The organism is Xanthomonas sp. SI, from assembly GCF_014236855.1.
Lineage (GTDB): Bacteria > Pseudomonadota > Gammaproteobacteria > Xanthomonadales > Xanthomonadaceae > Xanthomonas_A.
Map to the genome: position 1 here is coordinate 4,375,861 of NZ_CP051261.1, position 26,149 is coordinate 4,402,009.

The 26,149-nt window shown below is 69.8% G+C and carries 21 protein-coding genes; 12 read left to right on the plus strand and 9 right to left on the minus strand.

The annotated features are described in order from the left end of the window. Positions 1-154 precede the first annotated feature (154 nt). Both fabA and fabB read left to right on the plus strand, forming a co-directional pair. Positions 155-670, plus strand: coding sequence for a 3-hydroxyacyl-[acyl-carrier-protein] dehydratase FabA (fabA, locus tag HEP75_RS18505; RefSeq protein ID WP_003473191.1), 516 nt, complete (start codon positions 155-157; stop codon positions 668-670). Further along, entirely contained in the window at positions 670-1,878 is a 1,209-nt protein-coding gene (gene fabB / locus HEP75_RS18510) for a beta-ketoacyl-ACP synthase I (RefSeq protein ID WP_185824487.1), read from the plus strand. Before fabA ends, fabB begins: the two co-directional genes overlap by 1 nt. Before the next feature lie 54 nt (positions 1,879-1,932). Here fabB and HEP75_RS18515 read toward each other — a convergent pair whose 3' ends face one another. The 6 genes from HEP75_RS18515 to HEP75_RS18540 all read right to left on the minus strand — a co-directional run bounded on the left by HEP75_RS18515 (position 1,933) and on the right by HEP75_RS18540 (position 9,559). Next, complete coding sequence (locus HEP75_RS18515; protein ID WP_185824488.1) at positions 1,933-2,778, minus strand: SH3 domain-containing protein; 846 nt, start codon at positions 2,776-2,778, stop codon at positions 1,933-1,935. A gap of 312 nt (positions 2,779-3,090) precedes the next feature. Further along, positions 3,091-5,115, minus strand: coding sequence for a M3 family metallopeptidase (locus HEP75_RS18520; protein ID WP_185824489.1), 2,025 nt, complete (start codon positions 5,113-5,115; stop codon positions 3,091-3,093). Between the two features lie 61 nt (positions 5,116-5,176). Continuing rightward, positions 5,177-6,280 carry a PLP-dependent cysteine synthase family protein gene (locus tag HEP75_RS18525; RefSeq protein ID WP_185824490.1) on the minus strand — a complete coding sequence of 368 codons (1,104 nt, stop codon included), beginning with the start codon at positions 6,278-6,280 and terminating at the stop codon, positions 5,177-5,179. 132 nt (positions 6,281-6,412) lie between these two features. Next, a complete protein-coding gene (locus HEP75_RS18530) occupies positions 6,413-6,625 on the minus strand; it encodes a heavy-metal-associated domain-containing protein (RefSeq protein ID WP_185824491.1) in 213 nt (70 codons plus the stop codon). A gap of 43 nt (positions 6,626-6,668) precedes the next feature. Then, positions 6,669-9,119, minus strand: coding sequence for a heavy metal translocating P-type ATPase (locus tag HEP75_RS18535; protein ID WP_345776769.1), 2,451 nt, complete (start codon positions 9,117-9,119; stop codon positions 6,669-6,671). Continuing rightward, positions 9,116-9,559 carry a heavy metal-responsive transcriptional regulator gene (locus HEP75_RS18540; protein ID WP_185824492.1) on the minus strand — a complete coding sequence of 148 codons (444 nt, stop codon included), beginning with the start codon at positions 9,557-9,559 and terminating at the stop codon, positions 9,116-9,118. Before HEP75_RS18540 ends, HEP75_RS18535 begins: the two co-directional genes overlap by 4 nt. Positions 9,560-9,805: 246 nt before the next feature. Here HEP75_RS18540 and HEP75_RS18545 point away from each other — a divergent pair, with 246 nt between their 5' ends. The 3 genes from HEP75_RS18545 to HEP75_RS18555 all read left to right on the plus strand — a co-directional run bounded on the left by HEP75_RS18545 (position 9,806) and on the right by HEP75_RS18555 (position 13,536). Continuing rightward, complete coding sequence (locus HEP75_RS18545) at positions 9,806-10,237, plus strand: CopL family metal-binding regulatory protein (protein ID WP_185824493.1); 432 nt, start codon at positions 9,806-9,808, stop codon at positions 10,235-10,237. Positions 10,238-10,357: 120 nt separating this feature from the next. Beyond that, on the plus strand, positions 10,358-12,196 hold the full coding sequence (locus HEP75_RS18550; RefSeq protein ID WP_185824494.1) for a copper resistance system multicopper oxidase: 1,839 nt from the start codon (positions 10,358-10,360) through the stop codon (positions 12,194-12,196). Positions 12,197-12,585: 389 nt separating this feature from the next. Then, positions 12,586-13,536 (plus strand): copper resistance protein B, encoded by a 951-nt coding sequence (locus HEP75_RS18555; protein ID WP_255423901.1) that lies wholly within the window; start codon positions 12,586-12,588, stop codon positions 13,534-13,536. A gap of 203 nt (positions 13,537-13,739) precedes the next feature. On the opposite strand, the gene HEP75_RS18560 is transcribed toward HEP75_RS18555, so the two are convergent. Together HEP75_RS18560 and HEP75_RS18565 are read right to left on the minus strand one after the other, a co-directional pair. Next, entirely contained in the window at positions 13,740-14,213 is a 474-nt protein-coding gene (locus HEP75_RS18560; protein WP_046978691.1) for a hypothetical protein, read from the minus strand. 327 nt (positions 14,214-14,540) lie between these two features. Next, positions 14,541-15,269, minus strand: coding sequence for a TetR family transcriptional regulator (locus tag HEP75_RS18565; protein WP_185826654.1), 729 nt, complete (start codon positions 15,267-15,269; stop codon positions 14,541-14,543). A gap of 100 nt (positions 15,270-15,369) precedes the next feature. Between HEP75_RS18565 and HEP75_RS18570 the strand changes: the two genes are divergently transcribed. Next, positions 15,370-16,500 carry an NAD(P)/FAD-dependent oxidoreductase gene (locus HEP75_RS18570; protein WP_185824496.1) on the plus strand — a complete coding sequence of 377 codons (1,131 nt, stop codon included), beginning with the start codon at positions 15,370-15,372 and terminating at the stop codon, positions 16,498-16,500. Between the two features lie 165 nt (positions 16,501-16,665). Here the strand turns inward: HEP75_RS18570 and glmS are convergent, their stop codons facing one another. Further along, entirely contained in the window at positions 16,666-18,495 is a 1,830-nt protein-coding gene (glmS, locus tag HEP75_RS18575; RefSeq protein WP_185824497.1) for a glutamine--fructose-6-phosphate transaminase (isomerizing), read from the minus strand. Between the two features lie 379 nt (positions 18,496-18,874). Here glmS and HEP75_RS18580 point away from each other — a divergent pair, with 379 nt between their 5' ends. From HEP75_RS18580 to HEP75_RS18605, 6 genes are all read left to right on the plus strand, one after another. After that, positions 18,875-20,146: an efflux RND transporter periplasmic adaptor subunit gene (locus tag HEP75_RS18580; RefSeq protein ID WP_185824498.1), complete on the plus strand. Its 1,272-nt coding sequence runs from the start codon at positions 18,875-18,877 to the stop codon at positions 20,144-20,146. Between the two features lie 132 nt (positions 20,147-20,278). After that, positions 20,279-20,995, plus strand: a complete 717-nt coding sequence (locus tag HEP75_RS18585; protein ID WP_185814049.1) for an ABC transporter ATP-binding protein — start codon at positions 20,279-20,281, stop codon at positions 20,993-20,995. A gap of 29 nt (positions 20,996-21,024) precedes the next feature. Then, complete coding sequence (locus tag HEP75_RS18590) at positions 21,025-22,347, plus strand: ABC transporter permease (RefSeq protein ID WP_185824499.1); 1,323 nt, start codon at positions 21,025-21,027, stop codon at positions 22,345-22,347. Between the two features lie 16 nt (positions 22,348-22,363). Beyond that, complete coding sequence (locus HEP75_RS18595) at positions 22,364-23,578, plus strand: FtsX-like permease family protein (protein WP_185826655.1); 1,215 nt, start codon at positions 22,364-22,366, stop codon at positions 23,576-23,578. A gap of 13 nt (positions 23,579-23,591) precedes the next feature. Beyond that, positions 23,592-24,902 carry an ABC transporter permease gene (locus HEP75_RS18600; protein ID WP_185824500.1) on the plus strand — a complete coding sequence of 437 codons (1,311 nt, stop codon included), beginning with the start codon at positions 23,592-23,594 and terminating at the stop codon, positions 24,900-24,902. After that, positions 24,899-26,140 carry an FtsX-like permease family protein gene (locus tag HEP75_RS18605; RefSeq protein WP_185824501.1) on the plus strand — a complete coding sequence of 414 codons (1,242 nt, stop codon included), beginning with the start codon at positions 24,899-24,901 and terminating at the stop codon, positions 26,138-26,140. Before HEP75_RS18600 ends, HEP75_RS18605 begins: the two co-directional genes overlap by 4 nt. The last annotated feature ends 9 nt before the right edge of the window (positions 26,141-26,149 follow it).

Consider the following 26,149-nt stretch of genomic DNA (forward strand, 5'->3'; position numbering starts at 1 on the left):
CGCATGCGCTGCGAACGCATGCCTTGATTTCGCTTAGCGCGCCGCATTGCAGCACTGCCTACGCTACGCGTGCGTACGGATAAAACGTTTGATTGAAAGCGCGGGCGTCGTGCACGCTTGCGCGCCTCGACTGTCTGCCCTGGGAAATTCGCTCATGAGCCGCCTCACTTCGTATTCACGCGAACACCTTCTCGCCAGCGCGCGCGGCGAACTGTTCGGCGCCGAGGCCGCACGCCTGCCCAACGATCCGATGCTGATGTTCGACCGCATCACCCACATCGACGACAACGGCGGCACGCACGGCAAGGGCGTGGTCCGCGCCGAACTCGACGTGCGCCCGGACCTGTGGTTCTTCGGCTGCCACTTCATCGACGATCCGGTGATGCCCGGCTGCCTGGGCCTGGATGCGCTGTGGCAACTGACCGGGTTCTTCCTGACCTGGATCGGCGCGCCCGGCCGCGGCCGCGCGCTGGGCGTGGGCGAAGTGAAGTTCAGCGGACAGGTGCTGCCGACCGCCAAGCAGGTGGTCTACGAGCTGGACATCAGCCGGGTCATCAACCGCAAGCTGGTGATGGCGGTGGCCGACGGCCGCATGTCGGTGGACGGCCGCGAGATCTACACCGCCAAGGATCTGCGCGTGGGCCTGTTCACCTCGACGGAGGCGTTCTGATGCGCCGCGTCGCGATCACCGGCATGGGCATCACCTCATGCCTGGGCAACGATCTGGACACGGTGTCGCGCGCGCTGCGCGAGAGCCGCGCCGGCATCCGCGCCAACCCCGAGGCGGCCGAACACGGCCTGCGCAGCCAGGTCGCCGGCGACGTGCAGCTGGACCTGGAGGCCTTGATCGATCGCAAGCTCAAGCGCTTCATGGGCGATGCGTCCGCGTACGCGTACCTGGCGCTGCGCGATGCGATCGCCGATGCGGGCCTGGACGAGGCCGTGGTCAGCGACGTGCGCACCGGCCTGATCGCCGGTTCCGGCGGCGGCTCCAGCCACTGGCAGGTGGAAGCGGCGGACCTGCTGCGCAACCGCGGCGTGCGCAAGGTCGGCCCGTACATGGTGCCGCGCACGATGTGCTCGGCGGTCTCGGCCAGCCTGGCCACCGCGTTCAAGATCAAGGGCGTGAGCTATTCGCTGTCGGCGGCCTGCGCGACCTCGGCGCACTGCATCGGCGCGGCCGCGGACCTGATCCGCCACGGCCAGCAGGACGTGATGTTCGCCGGCGGCGGCGAGGAACTGGACTGGACCATGAGCCTGATGTTCGACGCGATGGGCGCGCTGTCCAGCAGCTTCAACGACCGCCCGGCGGTGGCCTCGCGTCCGTACGACGCCGAACGCGACGGCTTCGTCATCGCCGGCGGCAGCGGCATGCTGGTGCTGGAGGATTACGAACGCGCGGTGGCGCGCGGCGCGCGTATCCATGCCGAGCTGCTCGGCTATGGCGTGACCTCCGACGGCGCCGACATGGTCGCCCCGTCCGGCGAAGGCGCGGTGCGCTGCATGCAGATGGCGATGCAGGGCGTGGACGCGCCGATCGACTACCTCAACACGCACGGCACCTCGACGCCGCTGGGCGACGTCACCGAGTTGGGCGCGGTACGCGAGGTGTTCGGCGATGCGGTGCCGCCGCTGTCCTCGACCAAGGCGCTGTCCGGGCATTCGCTGGGCGCGGCCAGCGTGCACGAGGCGATCTACTGCCTGCTGATGATGCGCGACGGCTTCATCGCCGGCTCGGCCAACATCGACGCGCTGGACCCGCGCGCCGAGGGCTTCCCGATCGTGCGCGAGAGCCGCGAGGCGAACCTGCGCACGGTGATGTCCAACAGCTTCGGCTTCGGCGGCACCAACGCCGCGCTGGTGTTCGGCAAGCGCTGAGCGCGCCTGCGCACCGCAGCGGCAGGGGCGTCCTGCCGCTGATCACCGGCGACGTCAGCGTTCGAGTTGCTTGTCGTCGCGGCGCTTTTTCTCGTCCTCTTGCTTGGTCCGCTCTTTCCTGGGCGGCGGCGCGGATGGCGGCGGTGCTGGTGGGGGCGAAGCAGGCTTCGGCGGCGGCGGCGGCGGCGTGTGCTGCGCTGCCTGCACCACCGTCTCCGGCTTCGGCGGCCACCATGGCGAGGCGGACGACGAGGGTTGCGACGGCTCGGGCGTCTGGTGCAGGGACTCGCGCCAGCGGCGATCCTCTTCGTCGCGCCGCTGCTGCTCGGCCAGTTCCTTGTTGCGCTTTGGGTTGAGCGCATCCGGCGGCGGCACCTGGTACATGCGCTCGCCCGGCGGCACCCATTGCGACTGCATCGGCGCCTCCACGGCGGGCGGCGCCGGCTGGTAGCCGCGCGTGTCGGCGATGCGTTGCGGGATCAGCTGGCGCTTCAGCGCATCGGGCATCGGCGCCGGCGCAGATGGCGAGGCCTGCGCTTGCTGCCGCCAGCGTGCGCGGTCGCGGGCCCAGGGCCGGCCACGGTAATGCGCGTCCCAATAGGGATCGATGGCGAACCCGATGGCCGGAGCGAAGACACCGTCGCGCGCGTCGAACTCGACCACGCCGGCCGGCAACCATCCGCGCGCCTCGCGCCAGCGCACGTCGCACCACGAAAAATCGTTGACGCACCCGTAGACGGTGATGCTGTCGCCGCCCACCACCGTGGCGACGCGCGGATAGTCGTTGGCCGGGCCTGCGCGCAGATTGGCGCCGCTGCGGGCGAACCCGCCATTGCTCTGCGCCAGCACCGGCGCGACGGCGGCCAGCAACAGTGGTGCGATCCAGATGCAGCGTTTCATGCCCAACCTCCTGTGCCTGGCCGGCCCTGTGGCCGGCGCTTCTTCCATGGGCTCGTGCGAGCCATCGTATTCGGCAATGTTCTAGCACGCCGATGCGCTAAGGACCTGTTAACCCGCTCGGGTCGCGCCGTGCCTGGGCGCATGCGAGGCAGGAAGACAAGGAACCGCTGCCACGAGCGACCACGCACTCATGCTGCCGCGTGCGCGGCCAAGCGGATTGTCGGGTTGCTGCGCGCGACAAGCGGATGGGTGCGCCAGCGCATTCGGCACGTCGCCCCCGCGCCGCATGGATAGCGGCGCGGGGGCGGGCGATCAGCCAGCCATGCCGCTATGCCGCAGCAAGGCATCCAATTCCGGCGCACGACCGCGGAACGCGGTGAAGTTCTCCAACGCCGGACGGCTGCCGCCGCGCGCCAGGATCTCCTGCAGGAAGCGCGCACCGGTGGCGGCCAGCTGGTCAGGCGCCTCTTCGAATGCGGCGTACGCGTCGGCGCTGAGCACTTCGGCCCACTTGTAGCTGTAGTAGCCGGCGCCGTAGCCGCCGGCGAAGATGTGGCTGAACTGATGCGGGAAGCGGTTCCATGCCGGCGGCCGGTTCACCGCGACCTCGTCGCGCACGCGTTCGAGCAGTTGCAGCATGCTGTCGCCGGCGGCGTCGAAGCTGTGATGCAGCTGCATGTCGAACAGCGCGAACTCCAGTTGGCGCACGGTGAACATGCCGCTCTGGTAGTTCTTCGCCGCGAGCATCTTGTCGAACAGCGCGCGCGGCAGCGGTTGCGCGCTGTCCACGTGCGCGGTCATCGCCTGCAGCCGCGGCCATTCCCAGCAGAAGTTCTCCATGAACTGGCTGGGCAGCTCCACCGCGTCCCATTCCACGCCATTGATGCCGGCCACGCCGAGTTCGCCGACCTGGGTCAGCAACTGGTGCAGGCCGTGGCCCATCTCGTGGAACAGGGTGGTGACTTCGTTGTGGGTGAAGGTGGCCGGCTTGCCGTCGCCGCCACGGCCGAAGTTGCACACCAGGTAGACCAGCGGCGTCTGCACGCCATCGGCGCGGTCGCGGCGGTTGCGGCAGTCATCCATCCAGGCGCCGCCGCGCTTGCCCTCGCGCGCGTACAGGTCGAGGTAGAACTGTCCGATCAGGCGGCCGCGCGCATCGCTGACACGGAAGAAGCGCGCGTCCGGATGCCACACCGGCGCGCTGTCGGCCTGCACCTGCAGGCCGTACAGGTCGTTAATGACGCCAAACAGGCCATCCAGCACCTTCGGCTCGGTGAAATACTGCTTCACTTCCTGCTCGGAGAAGCTGTAACGCGCCTGCTTGAGCTTTTCGCTGGCGTAGGCGACATCCCAGGCCTGCAGTTCGTCCAGGCCCAGATGCTCGCGGGCGTAGGCTTCCAGTTCGGCGCGGTCGCGCTGCGCGTAGGGCTTGGCGCGCGCGGCCAGGTCGCGCAGGAAACCCAGCACCTCGTCGGGGCTCTGCGCCATCTTGGTCGCCAGCGAATATTCGGCGTAGCTGGCGAAACCGAGCAGGCCGGCCAGTTCGCCGCGCAGCGCCAGGATGCGCTCGATCGCCGCGCTGTTGTCCAGCGCCGCGTCACCGAATTCCGAGGCGCGGATCGCGTTGGCGCGGTACAGGGTCTCGCGCAGTGCGCGGTCGTCGGCGTACATCTGCACCGGCAGATAGCACGGCATCTGCAGGGTCAGCTTGCAGCCGGCCTGGCCGTCCTTTTCCGCCGCCGCACGCGCCGCGGCGACCACATCGTCGGGCAGGCCGGCGAGACGAGACGACTCGTCGATGAGCAGCGACCACGCATCGGTGGCGTCGAGCACGTTCTGCGAGAACTTCGCCGACAGCGCCGACAGTTCTTCCTGGATCGCGGCGAAACGCTGCTTGTCGGCATCGCCCAGTTCGGCGCCACCCAGGCGGAAATCGCGCAGCGCGTTGTCCAGCACCTTGCGCCGCGCCGCGTCGTAGCCGGCGGCCTCGGGCGTGGCGGCCAGCGCGCGGTATTGCGCGAACAGCGCCAGATTCTGCCCCAGCGCGCTGGAGAAGCGCGTCACCTTGGGCAGGTTGGCGTTGTAGGCCTCGCGCAGCGCCGGCGTGTTGACCACGCCCTGCAGGTGGTTGACCTGGCCCCAGGCGCGCCACAGGCGCTCGGCGGCATCGTCCAGCGGCGCCACGAAGCTGTCCCAGCTCACCGGCGCGACTTGCTCGGCGTGCGCGACCGCGGCCTCGGCGGCGGCCAGCAGCGCGTCGATCGCCGGGCCGACGTGCTCGGGCTGGATCGCATCGAAGCGCGGCAGGCCGGAAAAATCGAGCAGGGGATTGGTCATCGCGGGAATCTCGGTAGCGGGGGAAGGGCCGGCGTTGCCGGCCTCGAAGGGGATATGGCGGTCAGGACAACGCGGCACAAGCCAGCGGCGGCAATCCGGCGCCGGCCACCGCCGCGGCCAGTTGCGCGTCGGCCTGCTCCACGTCGATGCCGTGCTCGCGGTACCAGTCCGGCCGGTAGTAGCTGTGCCCGTAGCGCTCGCCGCTGTCGCACAGGATGGTGACGATGGAACCGCTGCGGCCATGCTCGCGCATCCGCGTCGCCGCCTGCAGCACACCGACGAAGTTGGTGCCGGTGGAACCGCCCACGCGCCGGCCCAGGCGCACGCTCACGTAGCGCATCGCCGCCAGGCTCAGCGCGTCCGGCACCTTGACCATCGCATCGACGCAGCTGGGGATGAAGCTCGATTCCACCCGCGGCCGGCCGATGCCCTCGATGCGCGAACCGCCGGTGCTGGCCAGGCCGGCGTAGTCGCGCCCGGCCAGCGCCTCGCAATAGCCGTCGAAGAACACCGACACCTCCGGATCCGCGCACAGGATGCGGGTGTCGTGGCGGCGGTAGCGCACGTAGCGGCCCAGCGTGGCGGCGGTGCCGCCGGTGCCGGGACTGCACACGATCCATTCCGGCACCGGATGCGGCTCTTCCTGCATCTGCCGGAAGATCGACTCGGCGATGTTGTTGTTGGCGCGCCAGTCGGTGGCGCGTTCGGCGTACAGGAACTGGTCCATGAAATGGCCGCCGCTCTCGCGCGCCAGCTGCACCGAATCGGCGTGCAGGTCGCAGGCGCGCTCGACCAGATGGCAGCGCCCACCCTGGAACTCGATCGCGGCGATCTTCTCCGGCGAGGTCGTGGCCGGCATCACCGCGATGAACGGCAGCCCCAGCAGGCGCGCGAAATAGGCTTCGGACACCGCGGTGGAGCCGCTGGACGCCTCGATCACCGGGCGCCCCTCGCGCAGCCAGCCGTTGGCCAGCGCGTACAGGAACAGCGAGCGCGCCAGACGGTGCTTGAGGCTGCCGGTGGGATGGCTGGACTCGTCCTTGAAATACAGGTCGATGCCGGGGAAACCGGGCAGGTCCAGCGGAATCAGGTGGGTGTCGGCCGAGCGGTTGAAATCGGCTTCGATCTTCTGGATGGCGTTGGCCACCCAATCGCGATAGGTCATGGCGGTGCGCAGGACGGAAAAAATCGCGTCCACGATACACGCCCGCCCCATGCACTGGGGCTGCACGCGGCGGCGTGGCGTGGCGACGTTCACTTGGCGGCGGTGGCTTTGCCCCGGGCGGCGCGCCGCCGCTCAGCGGGCCGCGACGCCGAAGCCGGCATCGACGATGACGCGCTCGATCGCCGCGGCATCGGTGCGGGCCTCGTCGTAATCGACGCCGACGCGCCCGCCATCCAGCACCACCTCGGCCGCGGCGACTCCGGCGCTGGCGTCCAGCACACGTTTCAACCGCGCCGAGCAGCCGCCGCAGGTCATGCCCTGAACGGTCAATTCGAGATGGCGCATTGCAGTGTCCTCGTTTGGAAAGAGCGTTGCTGCGGCACTGCGCTCAGCGCGGCCGCCAGCGGTTCAGCAGCAGGGAATTGGCCAGCACCGAGACCGAACTCAGCGCCATCGCCGCGCCGGCGAGCACCGGATTGAGCAGACCGAACGCGGCCAGCGGGATGCCGAGCACGTTGTAGACGAAGGCGAAGAACAGGTTCTGGCGGATCTTGCGCAGGGTCGCCGCGGACAGGTCGATGGCGGTGGCCACGCCATCCAGGTCGCCATGCACCAGCACGACGTCGGCCGCCTCCACGGCGATGTCCGAGCCGGCGCCGATGGCGAAGCTGACGTCGGCCGCGGCCAGCGCCGGCGCATCGTTGATGCCGTCGCCGACCATGCCGACGTGCGCGCCGGGTTCGACCTGCAGGCGCCACACTTCCTCGGCCTTGTGCTGCGGCAACACCTCGGCCAGCACCCGCGCGATGCCGACCTGCGCGGCCACGGCCTGCGCGACATGCCGGTTGTCGCCGCTGAGCATGATCACCTCGATGCCGCGCGCCTTGAGCCGCGCCACCGCGTCGAGGGCACCGTCGCGCAGCGGATCGGCAATGGCGATGTAGCCGGCGAGGCAGCCGTCCAGCGCGACCGCGACCACGCTCTGGCCCTTCGCCTGCGCCGCCTCGGCGCGCTGCAGCAGCGTCGCATCCGGCGCCTGCACGGACAGCTCGCGCAACCACGCCAGCGACCCCAGCGCCACCTCGCGGGTATCGACGCGGCCGCGCACACCCTTGCCGGGCACCGTTTCGACCGCCGCCACCGGCAGTGGCACTGACCCGCGCACGCCCTCGTCGGCGGCCCGCCGCACGATCGCATCGGCCAGCGGATGCGCCGAACCGACCTCCAGCGCGGCGGCCAGGCGCAGCAGCGCCGTCGCATCGTCGCCTTCCGCCACGCCGATCGCAGTCACCTGCGGCCGGCCTTCGGTGAGGGTGCCGGTCTTGTCCAGCACCAGCGTGGTCAGCGCACGCGCGCGCTCCAATACCTCGGCGTTGCGGATCAGGATGCCGGCCCTGGCGCCCACACCGGTGCCGACCGTGATCGCGGTTGGCGTGGCCAGGCCCAGCGCGCACGGACAGGCGATCACCAGCACCGCCACCGCATGCACCAGCGCGGTGGCGAAACTGCCGCTGAGCCACCAAGTCGCGGCCAGGGTCAGCGCGGCGATGGCGATCACCGCCGGCACGAACACCGCGGCGATGCGATCGACCAGATGCTGGATCGGCGCCTTGGAGCCCTGCGCCGCATCGACCATGCGGATGATCTGCGCCAGCAGCGTGTCGGCGCCGACTCCGGTGGCACGCGCGCGCAACATGCCGAACTGGTTCACGGTGGCGGCGAACAGGCGGCTGCCCGGCTCCTTGGCCACCGGCATCGCCTCGCCCGACAGCATCGCCTCGTCCACGCTGGAACGGCCGTCGAGCACCTCGCCGTCCACCGGCACGCGCTCGCCGGCAGCGACCACGAACACATCGCCGACGATCAGTTCGGCGGCATCGATCTCCACGATCGCGCCGTCGCGCTCCACCCTGGCGGTCTTGGGCTTGAGGTCGAGCAGCGCGCGGATCGCCGAGGAGGTCCTGCGCCTGGCGCGCGCTTCCAGCAGGCGCCCGAGCAGGATCAGGGTGACGATCGAGGCGCTGGCCTCGAAATACACATGCTGCCCGGCCAGGCCGAACACGGTGACCGCGGCGCTGTACAGGTAGGCCATGCTGGTGCCGAGCGCGACCAGCACGTCCATGTTGGCGCGGCCATTGCGCAAGGCCGCGAACCCGGCGCGGTAGAAGCGCGCGCCGAGCCAGAACTGCACCGGCGTGGCCAGCAGCAGCTGCAGCCAGCGCGGCAACGGCTCGGCGTGCTGGCCGCCGAGCGCATGTTCGATGGCGGAGACGTCCAGCATGCCGAACATCTGCACGAACAACGGCAGGGTCAGCAGCGCCGCCGCGGCGAACCGGCCCAGCTCGCGGTGCCAGGCACGGCGCTCGGCCTGTTCGCGCGCTTGCAGTTGGACCTGGTCCAACTCGCGCACGACGCTGGCGCCGAAGCCGGCGCTGCCGATCCGCGCGACGATGTCGGCCGGCGCGACCAGTTCCGCCACGTACTCCACACGCGCCCTGGCCGAGGCCAGGTTGACGCTGCCGGCGATCACCCCGGGCGTGTTCGCCAGCACGGCTTCGATCGCGGCCGCGCAGGACGCGCAGCTCATGCCGCTGAGTTCCAACGTCACCATCTGCGTCGGCACCGTGTAACCGGCCTGGCCGATGCGCTGCAGCAGCGTCTGCGCATCCACCTGCTGCGGGTCGTAGTCCAGGTGGACGCGCGCGGCGGCGTAATTGGCTTGCGCGACGACTCCGGGCAAGCGGTTGAGCGCCTGCTCCAGGCCGACGGCGCAGGACGCGCAGCTCATGCCGTGTACCGGCAGGCTCACTGTGGCGGTGGTGGCGGCCGTCGCGTTCACGGCTGCGGCTTGCCTGGCGCGGCGTCGCCGCGGATGTCGCTGAGAATCGGGCAGCATGCGGGTTCGCCGCTGCCCGGGCATTCGGCGACCAGCACGGCCAGCGCATCGCGCATCTCGGTGAGCTGCGCGATGCGACGATCCAGTTCGTGCAGGCGCTTGCTCGCCCGCTGCTTGATGCCTTCCACGCCATGCAGGCGATCGTCCTGCAGCGCGAGCAGGTCGCGGATCTCCTCCAGCGAGAAGCCCAGGTCCTTGGCGCGGCGGATGAAACGCACCCGCTCCACCGCGGCCGCATCGTAGTCGCGGTAGCCGGACGCGCGCCGCGGCGGCGTCGGCAGCAGGCCCTGGCGCTCGTAGTAGCGGACCGTGTCGATGGCGACGTCGGCCTGGCGCGCGAGCGCGCCGATGGTGAAGCGGGACGGAGTGGCGACCGGATTCATGCGTGCAAGCTACTCCCTGGAGGCTGGTCCAGGGTCAAGCCATTGTCGCCGTTGCGCGCGAATTGTTCATTGGCGACTCACGCTGGCGCCAAACCCTTGCCGCGCAGGCCTTCGCCGGGCATGGAGGCGTGCCCTGGACCCGGCTCCAGGGTGCGACGATGGCTAGCCGCCGCCTCGTCCCGGCGCTTGCCCGCAGCCGTCGCTGCAGTATTCTCCGCGTATCCCTTTGCGTGCTCTGCGTGTTCCGTGCCGATCTTCGCCTTGCTGACCCGCCTGCTGCTGTGCCTGAGCCTGCTGCTCAATGGCGCCGGCACAGCTATGGCGATGCCGGGCATGGCAGAGGCGCCGCAGCGCACGGACGCCGGCATCTCCCGGCACCGCGCCGCCGAGCATGCGCATGCCACGCACGTCGCGGCGGCGGCGATGCCGTGTCACCACCATGAGGCCGCACCGCCCGCCGCGGAGCATGACGATGGCCATTGCCCCAAGCAGGCCGGCAAGCACGGCTGCTGCGGCACCGCGGCCGGTTGCCAGTGCCCGCATGCGCAGCCGCTGCCGGCGCTGATCGCGCTGCCGCTGGCACTGCCGATCGCCGCGCAACCGCTGTTCCCGCGCGGCCGCCAGGATGGCCGCGGCGCGCCCGGCCTGCCGCGGCTGGAGCGACCTCCCAGCGCCTGATCGCGACGCCGCCGCCCGCTCGGGCGGCGCCACGGCGACCGCGCATCCGCGCGCGGTCGCTTCTGCGCACGCACCGCCCACGCGGTCGCGCATCGCATCGCATCGCATCGAGGTTCGCTCATGAAACCACCTTCCTCCGGCCTGCCGGCCCTACCGTCGCGGCGTCGCTTCGTCACCGGACTGGCGCTTGGCGCCGCCGCCGGCATCGGCGGCCTGCCGCTGCGGCAAGCCCACGCCGCGGCGCTGGCGCGCAATGGCGCCGTGCCGTATCAGCTGCGCGGCACCGATTTCGACCTCAGCATCGGCAGCGCGCGGGTCAACTTCACCGGGCGCGAGCGTCCGGCCATCACCGTCAACGGCAGCGTGCCCGCACCGATCCTGCGCTGGCGCGAAGGCGACACCGTCGAGGTGCGCGTCGCCAATCGCCTGCCGGGGCACGCGCAAACCTCCGTGCACTGGCACGGCATCCTGCTGCCGGCGAACATGGACGGCGTGCCGGGCATGAGCTTCGACGGCATCTACCCGGGCGAGACTTACCGCTACCGCTTCGCCCTGCGCCAGTCGGGCACCTACTGGTACCACAGCCACTCGCTGCACCAGGAACAGGCGGGCCTATACGGCGCGATCGTGATCGACCCGCTGCAGCCGCCGCCCTACCACTACGACCGCGAACACGTGCTGCTGTTGTCGGACTGGACCGACCTGGACCCGGCGGCGCTGTTCCGACGGCTGAAGAAGATGCCGTCCTACGACAACACCTACCAGCGCACCGTCGGCGACTTCCTGCGCGACGCGCGCGAAGACGGTGTGCGCGCCACCCTCGCCGACCGCGGCATGTGGGGACGCATGCGCATGACCCCCAGCGACCTGTCCGACGTCAACGCCAATACCTACACCTACCTGCTCAACGGCGTCGCCCCCGGCGGCAACTGGACCGGCGAATTCCGTCCCGGCGAAAAGGTACTCCTGCGCCTGATCAACGCCTCCAGCATGACCTATTTCGACCTGCGCATTCCCGGGCTGAAGATGACCGTGGTCGCCGCCGACGGCCAGTACGTGCACCCGGTGAGCGTGGACGAACTGCGCATCGCCGCGGCCGAGACCTACGACGTGCTGGTGGAACCCAACGGCCAGGACGCCTATACCGTGTTCGCCCAGGACATGGGCCGCACCGGCTACGCGCGCGGCACCCTGGCCGTGCGTCAGGGGCTGCAGGCGCCGGTGCCGGCGAACGATCCGCGCCCGCTGCTGCGCATGCAGGACATGGGCCACGCCATGGGCGGGCACGCCGGCATGGACCATGGCGGCACCGCCACGATGAAAGGCATGGAAGGCGGCTGCGGCGCCAGTATGGGCATGGCCGGCACGGACCATGCCGCGATGGGCCACGGCACGATGGACCACAGCGCGCATGCGCCTGGCGACGCCGGCGCGGCGCCCACACATCCGCGCAGCGAGCGCGGCAATCCGCTGGTGGACATGCAGTCCTCCGCCACCGCGCCGAAGCTGGATGATCCGGGCATCGGCCTGCGCGGCAACGGCCGCCGGGTGCTGAGCTACGCCGACCTGCACAGCCTGTTCGACGACCCCGACGGCCGCGACCCCGGGCGCGAGATCGAACTGCACCTGACCGGCAACATGGAAAAGTTCGCCTGGTCCTTCGACGGGATCCCGTTCGCCAGTGCCGAGCCGCTGCGGCTCAACTACGGCGAGCGCCTGCGCATCGTGCTGGTCAACGACACGATGATGCAGCACCCGATCCACCTGCACGGCATGTGGAGCGACGTGGAGAACGCAGCAGGCCAGTTCCAGGTGCGCAAGCACACCGTGGACATGCCGCCGGGCACGCGCCGCAGCTACCGCGTGCGTGCCGACGCGCTGGGCCGCTGGGCCTACCACTGCCATCTGCTGTACCACATGGACGGCGGCATGATGCGCGAAGTGCGGGTGGACGCATGAACGCCACGCCGCTCGCCACGCTGGCGCAGGCCGTCGGCCTGGCGCTGCTGCTCGCGCATGGTGCTGCAGGTGCGCAGCATGTGCATGCGCCTGGAGCTGCCGATGCCGATAGCGCAGCAGCTGCAGCTGCAGCTACATCCACATTTACATCCGCACCTGCGGCATGCGTGTGTCCGCCACCCGACGATGGGGCGCATGCGCACACCGCGCCAGCGCCGCCCGCCGTCGCCGACGTCGATGACGCAGCGATGGCGCATGCCGGCATGGATCACGCAGCGATGGGTCACGCTGCGCACGCCGCCAGTGTTCCGGCCGCTCCGACGACGAGCGACGGGAGCATGCAGCACTTGGACGTAGACATGGACCACGCAGCACATGGCGAGCATGCCATGCCCGGCCACGCAGACATGCAGCACATGGACATGCAGCCGGCCACGATGGAGCACGGCAAGCCAACAGCAGCGCAGGCCGATAGCGCCATGCAGGACCACGCCGGGATGCAGCCGGGGATTGTGGAGCCGGGACCACGGGCCGAGGACCAGGGGTCCGGGAAAATAGAAGCGCGCCATGCTCACTCCAGCGCAGCGGCGACGTGTACCTGCGCCAGTGCATCCGCTCCCACGCTACCGCGCGAGCCGATCCCAGCGCTCACCGACGCCGACCGCGCCGCCGCATTTCCGACCCTGCGGACGCACGCGATGTTGCATGCGCCGTCGCGCACCGGCTACCTGCTGTTCGACCGGCTGGAAGGCTGGGACAACGACCACGGCAACGGCCAGGCCTGGGCAGCCAGCGCCTGGTACGGCGGCGACATCGATCGGCTGTGGCTGCGCAGCGAAGGCGAGCACAGCGGTGGCCGCACCGAAGCGGCGGACCTGGAAGCGCTGTACGGCCACGCGGTCTCGCCGTGGTGGGACCTGCTGGTCGGCGTGAAACAGGACGTCGCCCCCGGCGATGCGCGCACCTCCGCCGCATTCGGCGTGCAGGGCATGGCGCCGTACAAGTTCGAGGTCGCGGCCACCCTGTACGTCGGCGAAGGCGGCAGCGCCAGCGCACGCCTGGAAAGCGAGTACGACGTGCTGCTGACAAACCGCTGGATCCTGCAGCCGCGACTGGAGGCGCAGGCGGCGTTCGCCGACGATCGCGCGCACGGCATCGGCAGCGGCCTGTCCACGATCGAGGCCGGGCTGCGTTTGCGTTACGAGATCAACCGCCGTTTCGCGCCCTATCTCGGCGTGGTCCACGAACGCGCGTTCGGCGCCACCGCGGACTATCGGCGCGACGCGCGAGAAGCCGCGCGCGAAACGCGTGTGGTGGCCGGTGTGCGGGTCTGGTTCTGAGCGGCCGCCAGAAAATTCCCGCCATTTGAAGGGCAATGGCTGTTGCTGGCTCTTGTAGGAGCGGCTTCAGCCGCGACAGGTACCGATAGATCCTGTCGCGGCTGAAGCCGCTCCTACATCGCTTCGCCAACCGTAATGGCACGGCGCGCATCGCGCGCCACCACGGTGTCCAGCAACCGCTCACTCACACCAGTCCCGGCCGCTCAAGCACGCAGCGAACCATCCTCACCGATCCGCCAGTCGCGCGGCGGACGCAGCGCGCCCAGCGTGCGCACCAGTTCCTGGTAGCTGCGCGCCAGCTGTCCGAACAGGCCGGCATCGCTGGCGCGGGTTTCGGCCACTTCGTAGTAGGCACCGCGGCCCAGGTCGATGAAATAGTCCACGCTGACCCGGCGCCGTGCGGCCACGCCGGGAAACAGGCCGGCGATCAGCAGGCAGCCGTCGCCGACCTCGCGCAACGCATCGGCGCGGGCGCGCCCGACCTGCTCCTGCGCATGCAGCCAGGCCAGCGCCTGGGTGCGCGACAGCAAGTGTCCATCGGCCTGGTAGCGCAGCAACACGAACACCAGATAGCTCTCGCGCGACTCGTCCAGCGGCCGGCCCAGCCGCTGCCCTGCCTCGTGCACCAGCGCCTGCCACAACTCGGCCGGCGCCCCCTGTCTGAAAGACTCGTACATGCGTCCTCCTGCGTGGTGGGAACCCTCGCCAGGAGCTTATGCATAAGCTGGGCCATTGCGTTGGCAGCCGACCGCGGCGGCTGCCAATCCGGCGTGCGCACGCACGGAGAACGCCGTGGAGCCAGGCGGATACGCGGATGCCGCACGATGCCGCAATCACCGAACATGCGTGCATGAAACCGGTACGCCGCATGCGCCGACGACCAGCGGCGATCCGGCAACCGTAGAGGCTCGCGACCGCAATGACGGCACATGGCGCCAGCATGTTGACCAGACCGGTCCGCTACACCCGCCGTGCCGGCACCGCGACGCGACGGCACCCCCCCGCTACTTCTTCTTGGTGGCGATCTTGCGGCCCGGCACGGCGGCCGGCTGCGCCTGCGCGCGCCGTGCCGCCAAACCGTGCAGGATCAGGTCGATGCCGGCCAGGAAATCCACCCGGTCGTCATGCGTGCGCAGGTGTACGGCCATGCCGCGCACGAACGGGTACGTGTCCGCATCCAGCCGCGACCACGCCGTCGCCACCGCATCCAGGAAATCGGACCTGACGATGCCGCGCGTGCGCGCGAGCTGCGTGTTGGCCGCGTTCTGCCCGGCAACGCCGAGGATGTAGCTCAACAACGCGGAGACCGCGGCCCACTGCTCGTGGTCCGGCACGCCGAGCGCATGCACCTGCTGGCCGATGCGCTCGACGACGCGCACGATCGGCAATTCGCCGGGCGCGCGGGTGAGCGCCGAACCCATCCACGGATGCGCATCGATCGCATCGAACATGCCCAGCGCCAGCGCGCGCAGCGCCGCCTCCGGCGTGGCGTCGGCGGAGGGCGCATGCAAGGTGCGCGCGACGATGGCGTCGCAGGCGGCGGTCAGCAGGTCGCGCTTGTCGGCGACATGCCAGTAGAGCGCACCGGGGCCGGTGGCGAGCCGTTCGGACAGCGCGCGGAAGGTCAGGCCGCCCTCGCCGCCGCTGTCCAGCAGCGCGATCGACGCGTCCACGATCTGTTCGCGCGAGAGCGATGCCTCGCGTCGCGGGGTGCCGCGCGTTGTCTTGGCCATGCCCCATCTTGACATGAATGGAACACCATTCCAACATGTGGAACGACGTTCCATCCGTATTCGCGCCCGTCCCGGCGCAGCCACTCGATCAAGGATTCAGATGCACACTCCCATCGCGATCATCGGCGCCGGGCTCGGCGGGCTCATGCTCGCCCGCGTGCTGCACGTGCACGGCATCGCCGCCACGATCTACGAAGCCGAAGCCTCGGCGGATGCCCGCCCGCAGGGAGGCTTGCTCGATATCCACACCTACAACGGGCAGCGCGCGCTCAAGGCCGCAGGCCTCTACGAGGCGTTCCTCGGCCTGGTCCTTCCCGGCGCGGACGCAAAACGCGTCGTCGACAGCCAAGGCGCCATCCTGATCGACCGGCCCGACACGGGTAGCGGCGCCAGGCCCGAAGTGGATCGCGGAAACCTGCGCAGGCTCCTGCTCGGCGCGCTTCCCGCGGGCACCATCCGCTGGGGGCGCAAGCTGGCCACGGCCGCCCCGCTCGGCGACGGGCGGCACCTGCTGCGCTTCGCCGACGGCGCGACCGTGACCACCGATCTGCTCGTGGGCGCGGACGGCGCCTGGTCGCGCGTGCGTCCGTTGCTGTCGGCCGCAGTGCCCGCCTACGCCGGCACCTCGTTCATCGAGACCTGCCTGTTCGACGGCGACACCCGCCACCCCGCCAGCGCGCAGGTGATCGGCGGCGGCACGCTGATGGCGGTCGCGCCGGGCAAGGGCATCCTCGCCCACCGCCATGCCGATGGCACCCTGCAGACCTATGTGTCGCTGAACAGGCCGCAGGACTGGTTCGCCCGCCTCGACTTCGCCGACCCGGCGGCCGCACTGGCCCGCGTCGCCGCGGAATTCGATGGCTGGGCCCCGGCGTTGACGGCACTCGTCACCGATGGCGACACCGACCCCGTGCTGCGCCCGATCCATGCACTGCCGATCGAGCACCGCTGGGAGCGCACGCCTGGCGTGACCTTGCTCGGCGATGCGGCGCACCTGATGTCGCCGTTCGCTGGCGAAGGCGCCAATCTCGCGCTCCACGACGGCGCCGAACTCGGCCAGGCCATCGTCGCCAATCCCGGCGCGATCGACGCCGCGCTCGCCGCGTACGAAAGCGAGCTGTTCCCGCGCAGCGCGGCCTTTGCCGAAGAGTCGGCGCAGAATCTCGCGATGTTCTTCGACGCCGATGCGCCGCAGGGCCTGGTCGCGTTCTTCGACGGCGTTGCCGGGTAGCCGAATCGGTTACGCAGCGGCAGTCGTGCCGCATCGCCCGACACGGCCGTGCCGGCATCGGCCATTGGCTGCGGCCTTCTCGAACCAGCGATGCGCCAGCGATTTCGCTGCGCAGCGCCGGCTGGCCTGCGAAGGCAGGCAGGCCCCAGTGACGCACGCCCGCCGCTATTCCACCGTCACCGACTTGGCCAGGTTGCGCGGCTTGTCCACGTCGGTGCCGCGCGCCAGCGCGGTGTGATACGCGAGCAATTGCACCGGGATGGTGTGCACCACCGGGCTGAGCAGGCCGGCGTTGCGCGGGGTGCGGATCACGTGCACGCCTTCGGATTCGCTGAAGTGGCTGTCCTGGTCGGCGAACACGAACAGCTCGCCGCCGCGCGCGCGCACTTCCTGCATGTTGGATTTCACCTTCTCCAGCAGCGCGTCGTTGGGCGCGATCACCACCACCGGCATGTTCGCATCGACCAGCGCCAGCGGGCCGTGCTTGAGTTCGCCGGCCGGGTAGCCCTCGGCATGGATGTAGGTGATTTCCTTGAGCTTGAGCGCGCCTTCCAGCGCGATCGGATAGTGCAGGCCGCGGCCCAGGAACAGCGCGTTGTGCTTGTCGGCGAAACGCTCGGCCCACACCGCGATCTGCGGCTCCAGGTTCAGCGCGTGCTGCACGCTGCCCGGCAGGTAGCGCAGCTGTTCCAGGTACTCGGCTTCCTGCGCGGCGCTCAGGCGTCCGCGCAGCTTCGCCAGCACGCAGGTCAGCTGGAACAGCGCCGCCAGCTGGGTGGTGAAGGCCTTGGTCGAGGCCACGCCGATCTCGGCACCGGCGCGGGTGTAAAGCACCAGCGCGCTGGCGCGCGGAATCGCACTCTCCGGCACGTTGCAGATCGACAAGGTCTTGGCGTGGCCCAGCGACTTGGCGTATTTCAGCGCCTCCATCGTGTCCAGGGTCTCGCCGGACTGGGAAATGGTGACGATCAGCTGGCGCGGGTTGGCGTAGGCGGCGCGGTAGCGGTATTCGCTGGCGATCTCCACGCTGCATGGCAGGCCGGCGATCGACTCGATCCAGTAGCGCGCGGTCAGCCCGGCGTAGTAGCTGGTGCCGCAAGCGAGGATCTGCACGCCGTCGATGTCGGCCAGCATTTCGGCATTGCGCCCGAACAGCGTGGTATCGAAGCCGCCGGCGTCGAACAGCGCTTCCAGCGTGTCGGCCAGCGCGCGCGGCTGCTCGTGGATCTCCTTCTGCATGAAGTGGCGGTACGGCCCCAGTTCCAGCGAGGCCAACGACACTTCCGACATGTGCACTTCGCGTTGCGCCGGCCGGTCCTCGGCGTCGTACACCTGCACGCCGCTACGGCTCAGCTCGGCGGTGTCGCCCTCTTCCAGGAACATCACCCGGCGCGTGGCCTGGATCACCGCCGACACGTCGGAGGCGATGAAGTTCTCGCCCTCGCCCAGGCCGATCAGCAGCGGGCAGCCCATGCGCGCGCACACCAGCACGTCCGGGCGCGACTTGCTGATCGCGGCCAGCGCGTAGGCGCCGGTCAGTTCCTTGGCCGCGGCCTGCAGCGCCGCCAGCAGCGAAAGGCCCTGCGCGGCGTGATGATGGATCAGGTGCGCGATGACCTCGGTGTCGGTCTGCGACTCGAACACATAGCCCAGCGCGCGCAGCCGTTCGCGCTGCTGCTCGTGGTTCTCGATGATGCCGTTGTGCACCAGCGCCAGGTCGCCATGGCTGACGTGCGGATGCGCGTTGGCCTCGGTGACGCCGCCATGGGTGGCCCAGCGGGTGTGGCCGATGCCGAGCGTGGCGTGCAGGTCCTCGGCCAGCGCCGCGCTTTCCATCTCCGCCACGCGCCCGGTGCGGCGCACCCGGCGCACGCTATCGCCGGCGACCACGGCGATGCCGGAGGAGTCGTAGCCGCGGTACTCCAGCCGCTTCAGGCCTTCGATCAGCACCGGCACCACGTCCCGTTCCGCAATCGCACCCACGATCCCGCACATAGCCGCACCCTGCACCGAAAGAACGCCATTCTAGCTTTGTCCGCTGAATGTCCTATAGGACCTGCCGACGCGACTTGGATGCGCCATCGCATGCCCTGGCGGTACGGCTCGGGTTGCGGCGAACCAGCACGAAGCTTCCGTATGTGGCGCGACCGAGTGGGGACCGCCGGACCTGGCCCCGTACACGATCCAGACGCGGATCGCGGCAGCGCGGCCTGTCCCGATCGTCCGGGAAGGCTGCGGACACGGTGTCCGCGAACGTGTCCGCGGACACACGGACAGCCGTCCGCCCCAATCAAACCTAAGGTATTTCAGTCACTTGCGATTGGCACGCGACGTGCTTTGGATTCGTTCATTCTCCACTGCGCCGACCCGACCGATGATCCGCGACACTTCCGCCCAGGACCAGGTTCTCGCCCGCCCCCGCTCCGCCTCCGCCTGGCGCCGCTGGCTCTGGCCCGCACTGATCGCGCTGGCGGTGCTGCTCGGCATAGCCTTCGCCGCGCGCGGCTGGATCGCCGGCAGCCGCTCGTTCGACGCGCAACGCGTGCGCATCGCCACGGTCAGCCGCGGCGACCTGGTCCGCGACATCTCCGCCGACGGGCGCCTGATCGCCGCCAACAGCCCCACCCTGTACGCGATCTCCGGCGGCACCGTGAGCCTGAAGGTGGTCGCCGGCGACGTGGTCAAGCAGGGCCAGGAACTGGCCGAGATCGACAGCCCCGAACTGCGCAGCAAGCTCGCCCAGGAAGAAGCCACGCTGGCCGGCCAGGAAGCGGAAGCCGGCCGCGCCGACCTGGATGCGGTGCTGGCGCGGGCCAATGCCAGCAAGCTGGTCGACCAGGCGCAGATCGAGCGGCAGGCGGCCAGCCGCGATCTGGAGCGCTACCAGCGCGGCTACGACGGCGGCGCGGTGCCGCAGGTGGAACTGGCCAAGGCGCAGGACTCGCTGAAGAAAGCCGACATCGCGATGAGCCATGCGCAAAAGGATTCCGGCCTGCAGACCCAGGGCGCCAGCCTGGATGCGCGCAACAAGCGCCTGCTCGCCGAGCGCCAGCGCGCGGTGGTGACCGAGGTGAAGCGCCAGGTGGATCTGCTCACCCTGCGCTCGCCGTTCGACGGCCAGGTCGGCCAGGTGCAGGTGTCGCAGCACACCAACGTCGCCGCCAATGCGCCGGTGCTGAGCGTGGTCGACCTGTCCAAGTTCGAACTGGAGATCAAGGTGCCGGAGAGCTTCGCCCGCGACCTGGCGATCGGCATGCCGGCGCAGCTGACCAGCGGTGCCGGCGAACCGTTCGCCGGCGCGATCTCGGCGGTATCGCCGGAAGTGGTCAACGGCGAGGTCAACGCGCGCATCCGCTTCACCGACAAGCAGCCGCCGGGCCTGCGCCAGAGCCAGCGCATGAGCGCGCGGGTGCTGCTGGATACCCGCAAGAACGTGCTCAAGCTCGAGCGCGGTCCGTTCGTCGAACAATCCGGCGGCCGCTACGCCTACGTGATGGACGGCAACTCGGCGATCCGCCGCCCGGTGGAGCTGGGCGTCACCAGCCTCGGCGAAGTCGAGGTGCGTTCGGGCCTGCAACCGGGCGACCGCGTCGTGGTCTCCGGCAGCGACCTGTTCGGCGAGGCGCCGCAGGTGACGGTGCATTGAAGGCTGGGATTGGGGATTCGGGATTGGGGATTCGTCTTCCCCTGCCGTTTTCCTTCCCCGCTTGCTGATTCCGAATCCCGATATTCCCAATCCCAATCCCCAATCCCCGCTCCACCGCCAAAGGACTACGTCATGCTCGAAATGCGCTCCGTCTCCAAGGTCTTCCGTACCGAACAGGTCGAGACGCACGCGTTGCGTTCGCTGGATCTGCATGTGCGCGAAGGCGAATTCGTCGCCGTCACCGGGCCGTCCGGCTCCGGCAAGACCACCTTCCTCAACATCGCCGGCCTGCTGGAGACCTTCACCAGCGGCCAGTACCTGCTCGACGGCCAGGACGTCAGCAACCTCAACGACGACGCGCGCTCGCGCATGCGCAACCAGAAGATCGGCTTCATCTTCCAGGGCTTCAACCTGATCCCCGATCTCAACCTGTTCGACAACGTCGACGTGCCGCTGCGCTACCGCGGCATGGCCGCGGCCGAGCGCAAGCAGCGCATCGAGGACGCGCTGGGCCGGGTCGGGCTGGGCTCGCGGATGAAGCACTACCCGTCCGAGCTGTCCGGCGGCCAGCAACAGCGCGCGGCGATCGCGCGCGCGCTGGCCGGTAGCCCGCGCCTGCTGCTGGCCGACGAACCGACCGGCAACCTGGACTCGCAGATGGCGCGCGGGGTGATGGAACTGCTGGAAGAGATCAACGCGCAGGGCTCGACCATCGTCATGGTCACCCACGATCCGGAACTGGCCGCGCGCGCTCAGCGCAACGTGCACATCGTCGACGGCCAGGCCACCGACCTGCAGCGCGAACCGGTGCTGGGGCATACCGGCCACGGCGCCGCGGCCAACGGCTGACGGCGCGGCGACGGCAGGCGAAGAACGGCATGTTCGGCTACTACCTTCAGCTTGCGCTACGCAGCCTGCGCCGCAGTCCGGTGTTGAGCGCGTTGATGGTGCTATCCATCGCCGTCGGCATCGGCGCGGCGATGACCACGCTGACGGTGATGCGGCTGCTGTCCGGCGATCCGTTGCCCGGGCGCAGCCAGCGGATCTTCTACCCGCAGCTCGATCCGCGCCCTGCCGGCAGCACCGGCCGGCAGCCGTTCGACAAGCTCGACTATCCCAGCGCGATGGACCTGTGGAAGACCGGGCGCGCCGATCGCCAGGCAATCGTGGCCGAGAGCCAGATCAAGCTGCGCGCGCCCGAACGCGACGGCCCGGCATTCATGGCGCAGATGCTGTCCACGCAAGCCGATTTCTTTCCGATGTTCCAGGTGCCGTTCGCCTACGGCAGCGGCTGGCGTGCGCGGGACGACCAGGACCGCGCCCGGGTGGCAGTGATTTCGGCCGATCTCAACAACAAATTGTTCGAGGGCCGCAACAGCGTCGGACAAAGCCTGCTGGTACGCGGCAATGCGGTGCGCATCGTCGGCGTGCTGGCGCCCTGGCGGCCGTCGCCGCAGTTCTACACGCTGGCCGGCGGCAGCTTTTCCCACGGCGATACCGGCAGCTTCTATGGCAAGCCGCAGGACGTGTTCGCGCCGCTGTCCACCAGCCTGGAGATCAACGACGGCCACATCGAGCCGTGGACCTGCTTCGGCACGCCGGCGCAGCCGCTGGACCTGCGCATTGCACCCTGCGTGTGGGTGCAGTTGTGGGTGCAACTGGATACGCCAGCCAAGGTGGCCGCCTACCGGCGCCTGCTGGCCGATTACGCCGCCCAGCAGCAGGCGGCCGGACGCATCGGCCGCACCGACACGGCGCGCCTGCTGTCCTTGCCGCAGTGGCTGGACCACAACCGGGTCGTGCCTGGCGACGTGCGCCTGCAGAGCTGGCTGGCGGTGGCGTTTCTGGGCCTGTGCCTGTTCAACAGCGTCGGCCTGCTGCTGGCCAAGTTCCTGCGCCGCGGCGGCGAAATCGGCGTGCGCCGCGCGCTGGGCGCGTCCAGGCGCGCGATCTTCGCCCAGTGCCTGACCGAAGCCAGCGTCATCGGCTTGATCGGCGGCATCGGCGGATGGCTGCTGACCCTGCTGGGGCTGTGGAGCGTGCGCCAGCAGCCGGCCGCCTACGCCGATCTGGCGCGCCTGGACCTGTTGGCATTCGCCGGCACCTTCGTGCTGGCCGTCGGCTGCAGCGTGGCAGCCGGCCTGTTCCCGGCCTTGCGGGCAAGCCGGATCGCGCCGGCGCTGCAGCTCAAGACCCTGTGACCGGGACCCCTCCATGATGCAGATCGCCCCCATCCTGCGCGCCCTGTCGCGCCACCGCATCGCCGCGACGCTGATCGCGCTCGAAGTCGCGCTGGCCTGCGCCGTGCTGTGCAACGCGTTCTTCCTGATCGGCAACCGGCTGGATCTGATGCATCTGGACAGCGGCGTCGACGAAGCCGCGCTGGGGCTGGTGTCCCTGTCCGGTTGCGACGGCTGCAACAACGCCGATCTCAATGCGCGCGTGCTCGATGCCATGCGCCGCATCCCCGGGGTACGCGCGGCAGGCACCATCAACACGGTCCCGTTCGCTCCGGCTGCAGGCAACAGCGGCATTTGCCTGGACCAGGCCTGCACCGAGGTCGGCGGCGTACCGCATTTCTATACGGCCAGCCCGGGCGCCGTGGCCGCCCTGGGCCTCAAGCCGGACAGCGGCCGCGCGTTCGACGACGCCGACTACCAGCCGTTCGAGCACTTCGCCCCGGACACGGCCGACGTGTGGATCACCCGCGCCCTGGCCGACCACCTGTGGCATGGCCAGGATCCGCTGGGCCGCGAATTCTGGGCCGGCGGCCACTACCGCGTGGTCGGCACGCTGCCGCACCTGGCCCGGCCCGATCCCGGCCGCAGCGAGGATGGCGCGATCGGCAGCGACTGGTCGGTGCTCATCCCGGTGCGCGAGGCGTCGCAATCCGGCATCTACGTGCTGCGCGCCGATCGGCGCGAGCTGCCGCGCGTGATCGAACAGGCGCGCACCGCGGTGGCGCGCGCGGCGCCCGACGCGGTCCTGGACGGCGAGTACAGCAAGCCGTTGAACGAACTGCGCCAGCGCTACTTCCAGAGCGATCGGGCCATGGCCAAGCTGCTGCTGGCGGTCATCGCCGCGATGCTGCTGGTGACCGCGCTGGGCATCGTCGGCCTGGCCAGTTTCTGGGTGCAGCAACGCACCCGGCAGATCGGCATCCGGCGTGCGCTCGGCGCCACCCGCCGCGACATCCTGCAGCACTTCCACACCGAGAACCTGCTCATCGTCGGTGCCGGCGTGGTGCTGGGCATGCTGCTGGCCTACGCCGGCAACGTCCTGCTGATGCGCTTCTTCGAACTGGACCGACTGCCCGCGACCTACCTGCCGGCCGGTGCCGCGCTGCTGTGCGCGCTCGGCCAGCTCGCCGTCCTCGGCCCCGCGCTGCGCGCCGCCGCCGTCCCACCCGCCACCGCCACCCGTAGCGCCTGACCCGAGACCCACGATGTTCGGTTATTACCTCCACCTCGCCCTGCGCAGCTTCGGCCGCAACAAGATCCTCACCACGCTGATGGTGCTGGCCGTGGCGCTGGGCATCGGCGCCTCGATGACCATGCTGACGGTGCTGCATACGCTGTCCGGCGATCCGCTGCCCGGCCGCAGCGCCACGCTGTTCCATCCGCAACTGGACCCGCGTCCGCGCGACCTGCCGGGTGCCGACCAGGAGCCGCCCGACGAACTGACCTGGCAGGACGCGAATGCGCTGTACCGGCTGCACGCTGCGCCGGCGCAGACCATGACCAGCGCGAACTGGCTGCCGGTCCGCCAGACCCTGCCGAATAGCCCCTTGCGCATGCTCACCACCCGCGCCGCGACCGCCGACCTGTTCGCGATGTTCGGCATGCGCTTCCTCTACGGCAGCGGCTGGAGCCGTGGCGACGATGCGCAGCGCGCGCAGGTGGTGGTGCTGACCCGCACGCTCAACGACACCTTGTTCGGCGGCGCCGACAGCGTCGGCAAGACCTTGACCATCGCCACCCGCCCGTTTCGGGTGATCGGGGTGATCGACACCTGGGATGCGCAGCCGCGTTTCTACGATCTCAATTCGGGCGCGTACAAGGCGCCAGAAGCGCTGTACGTGCCGTTCGAGACCTGGCTGGACCTGCCCCAGGACTACGGCTATGGGCCAATGCAGTGCTGGGGCCGGGACCAGGAAGCGGGCCTGCACAATCCCAAGAGCGCGCAATGCACCTGGGTGCAGTATTGGGTGCAACTGCGCACGCCGGCGCAGGTCCAGCGTTACCGCACCGCGCTGGACGACTACAGCGCGCAGCAACGTCAGTTGGGCCGGTTCGAACGCGCACCCAACACACGCCTGCGCGATCTGCTCGACTGGCTCGACTACAAGCGGGTGGTGCCGGCCACCGTGCGCATGCAGAGTTGGATCGGCTTCGGCGTGCTGCTGGTGTGCCTGCTCAATGCGGTCGGCCTGCTGGTCGCCAAGTTCATGCGCAAGGCCGCTGAGATCGGCGTGCGCCGCGCGCTGGGCGCCAGCCGCCGCGCGGTGTTCCTGCAATGCCTGGCAGAATCCGGGCTGATCGGCTGCCTCGGCGGACTGCTCGGCATCCCGCTGACCTGGATCGGCCTGTGGCTGGTGCGTCAGCAACCGGTGGCCTACGCCCAACAGGCGCATGCCGACCCATCGCTGCTTGCGCTCGCGCTGGCCGTGGCGGTGCTGTCGGCCCTGGCGGCCGGCGTGTGGCCCGCATGGCGCGCTTCGCGCATCGCTCCCGCCCTGCAGGTGAAATCGCTATGACCGCGCTGAGACACGCACGCCCCATTCTTTCCGCGCTGGGCAGCCATCGTGCCGCGGTGGTGTTGATGGTCTTGCAGATCGCCCTGACCCTGGCGGTGCTGTGCAACCTGGTGTTCATCATCGCGCGCACCTACCAGCGGGTGGACACGCCGACCGGGGTGATGGAGCAGGACATCGGCCTGATCCAGAGCATCTCCGTGATCGGCGAGCAAGACAGCAAGAGCAGCGTCGGGCGCAGCCTGGATGTGTTGCAAGCGGTGCCCGGCGTGGAAGCGGCCGCCTTTGGCGCACCGCCGCTGTGGAATCCGAACCGGGTGCAACTGTTCCGGGAAGCGCAGGCGACGCAACCGGCGGCGCACGCGACGCTGTTCTCCGGCAGCCAGGGCCTGAACCGCGCCCTGGGCATCCGCATCGTCGCCGGCCGCGACCTGCACGACGCCGAGCTGCCGGCTGCCGCCGAGATGTTCGCGGAGAGCAACCATGGCGAGCGGCAGCTGCCGACGCTGATCACCCCGTCGCTGGCCGCCAAGTTGTTTCCTGGCGTTTCGCCGCTGGGGCAGAAGATCTACACCACGATGTGGAACCAGGCGGTACGGCTGGATGTCGTTGGGGTGATGGCACCGCTGCGTGGCGTGATCGCCGGCCACGACGACGATGCAGACGCGCTGCTGACCGAACTGCGCGTCGGCGCCGAAGGCTGGGGCGGCGGCTATCTGATCCGCAGCAAACCGGGGCAACTGCCGCAGGTCCTGCAACGCGCGGCGGCGGCGATGCAGCATGCCAACCCGACCTATGTGCAGCACCAGGTCGCCACCATGCAGGAACTGCGCGCGGACTATTTCAGGAGCGACAGCGCAGTGGCGCGCATGCTGCTGGCGATCATCGTGATCCTGCTCACCGTCACCGCGTTGGGCATCGGCGGGCTGGCCAGTTTCTGGGTGCAGCAGCGCACCCGGCAGATCGGTATCCGCCGCGCCATCGGTGCCACCCGCCGCGACATCATGGGGTACGTCCAGCTGGAAAACTTTCTGATCGTCGGCGGCGGCGCCGTGTTGGGCGCCGTCCTCGCCTACGTCATGAACCAATGGCTGATGCAACGCTTCGAACTGGAGCGGCTGTCCTCGCCCACGGTGCTCACCGGCATCGTGGCGGTATGGCTGCTCGGCCAGCTCGCCGTCCTCGGCCCCGCGCTGCGCGCCGCCGCCGTCCCACCCGCCACCGCCACCCGTAGCGCCTGACCCGGAGCC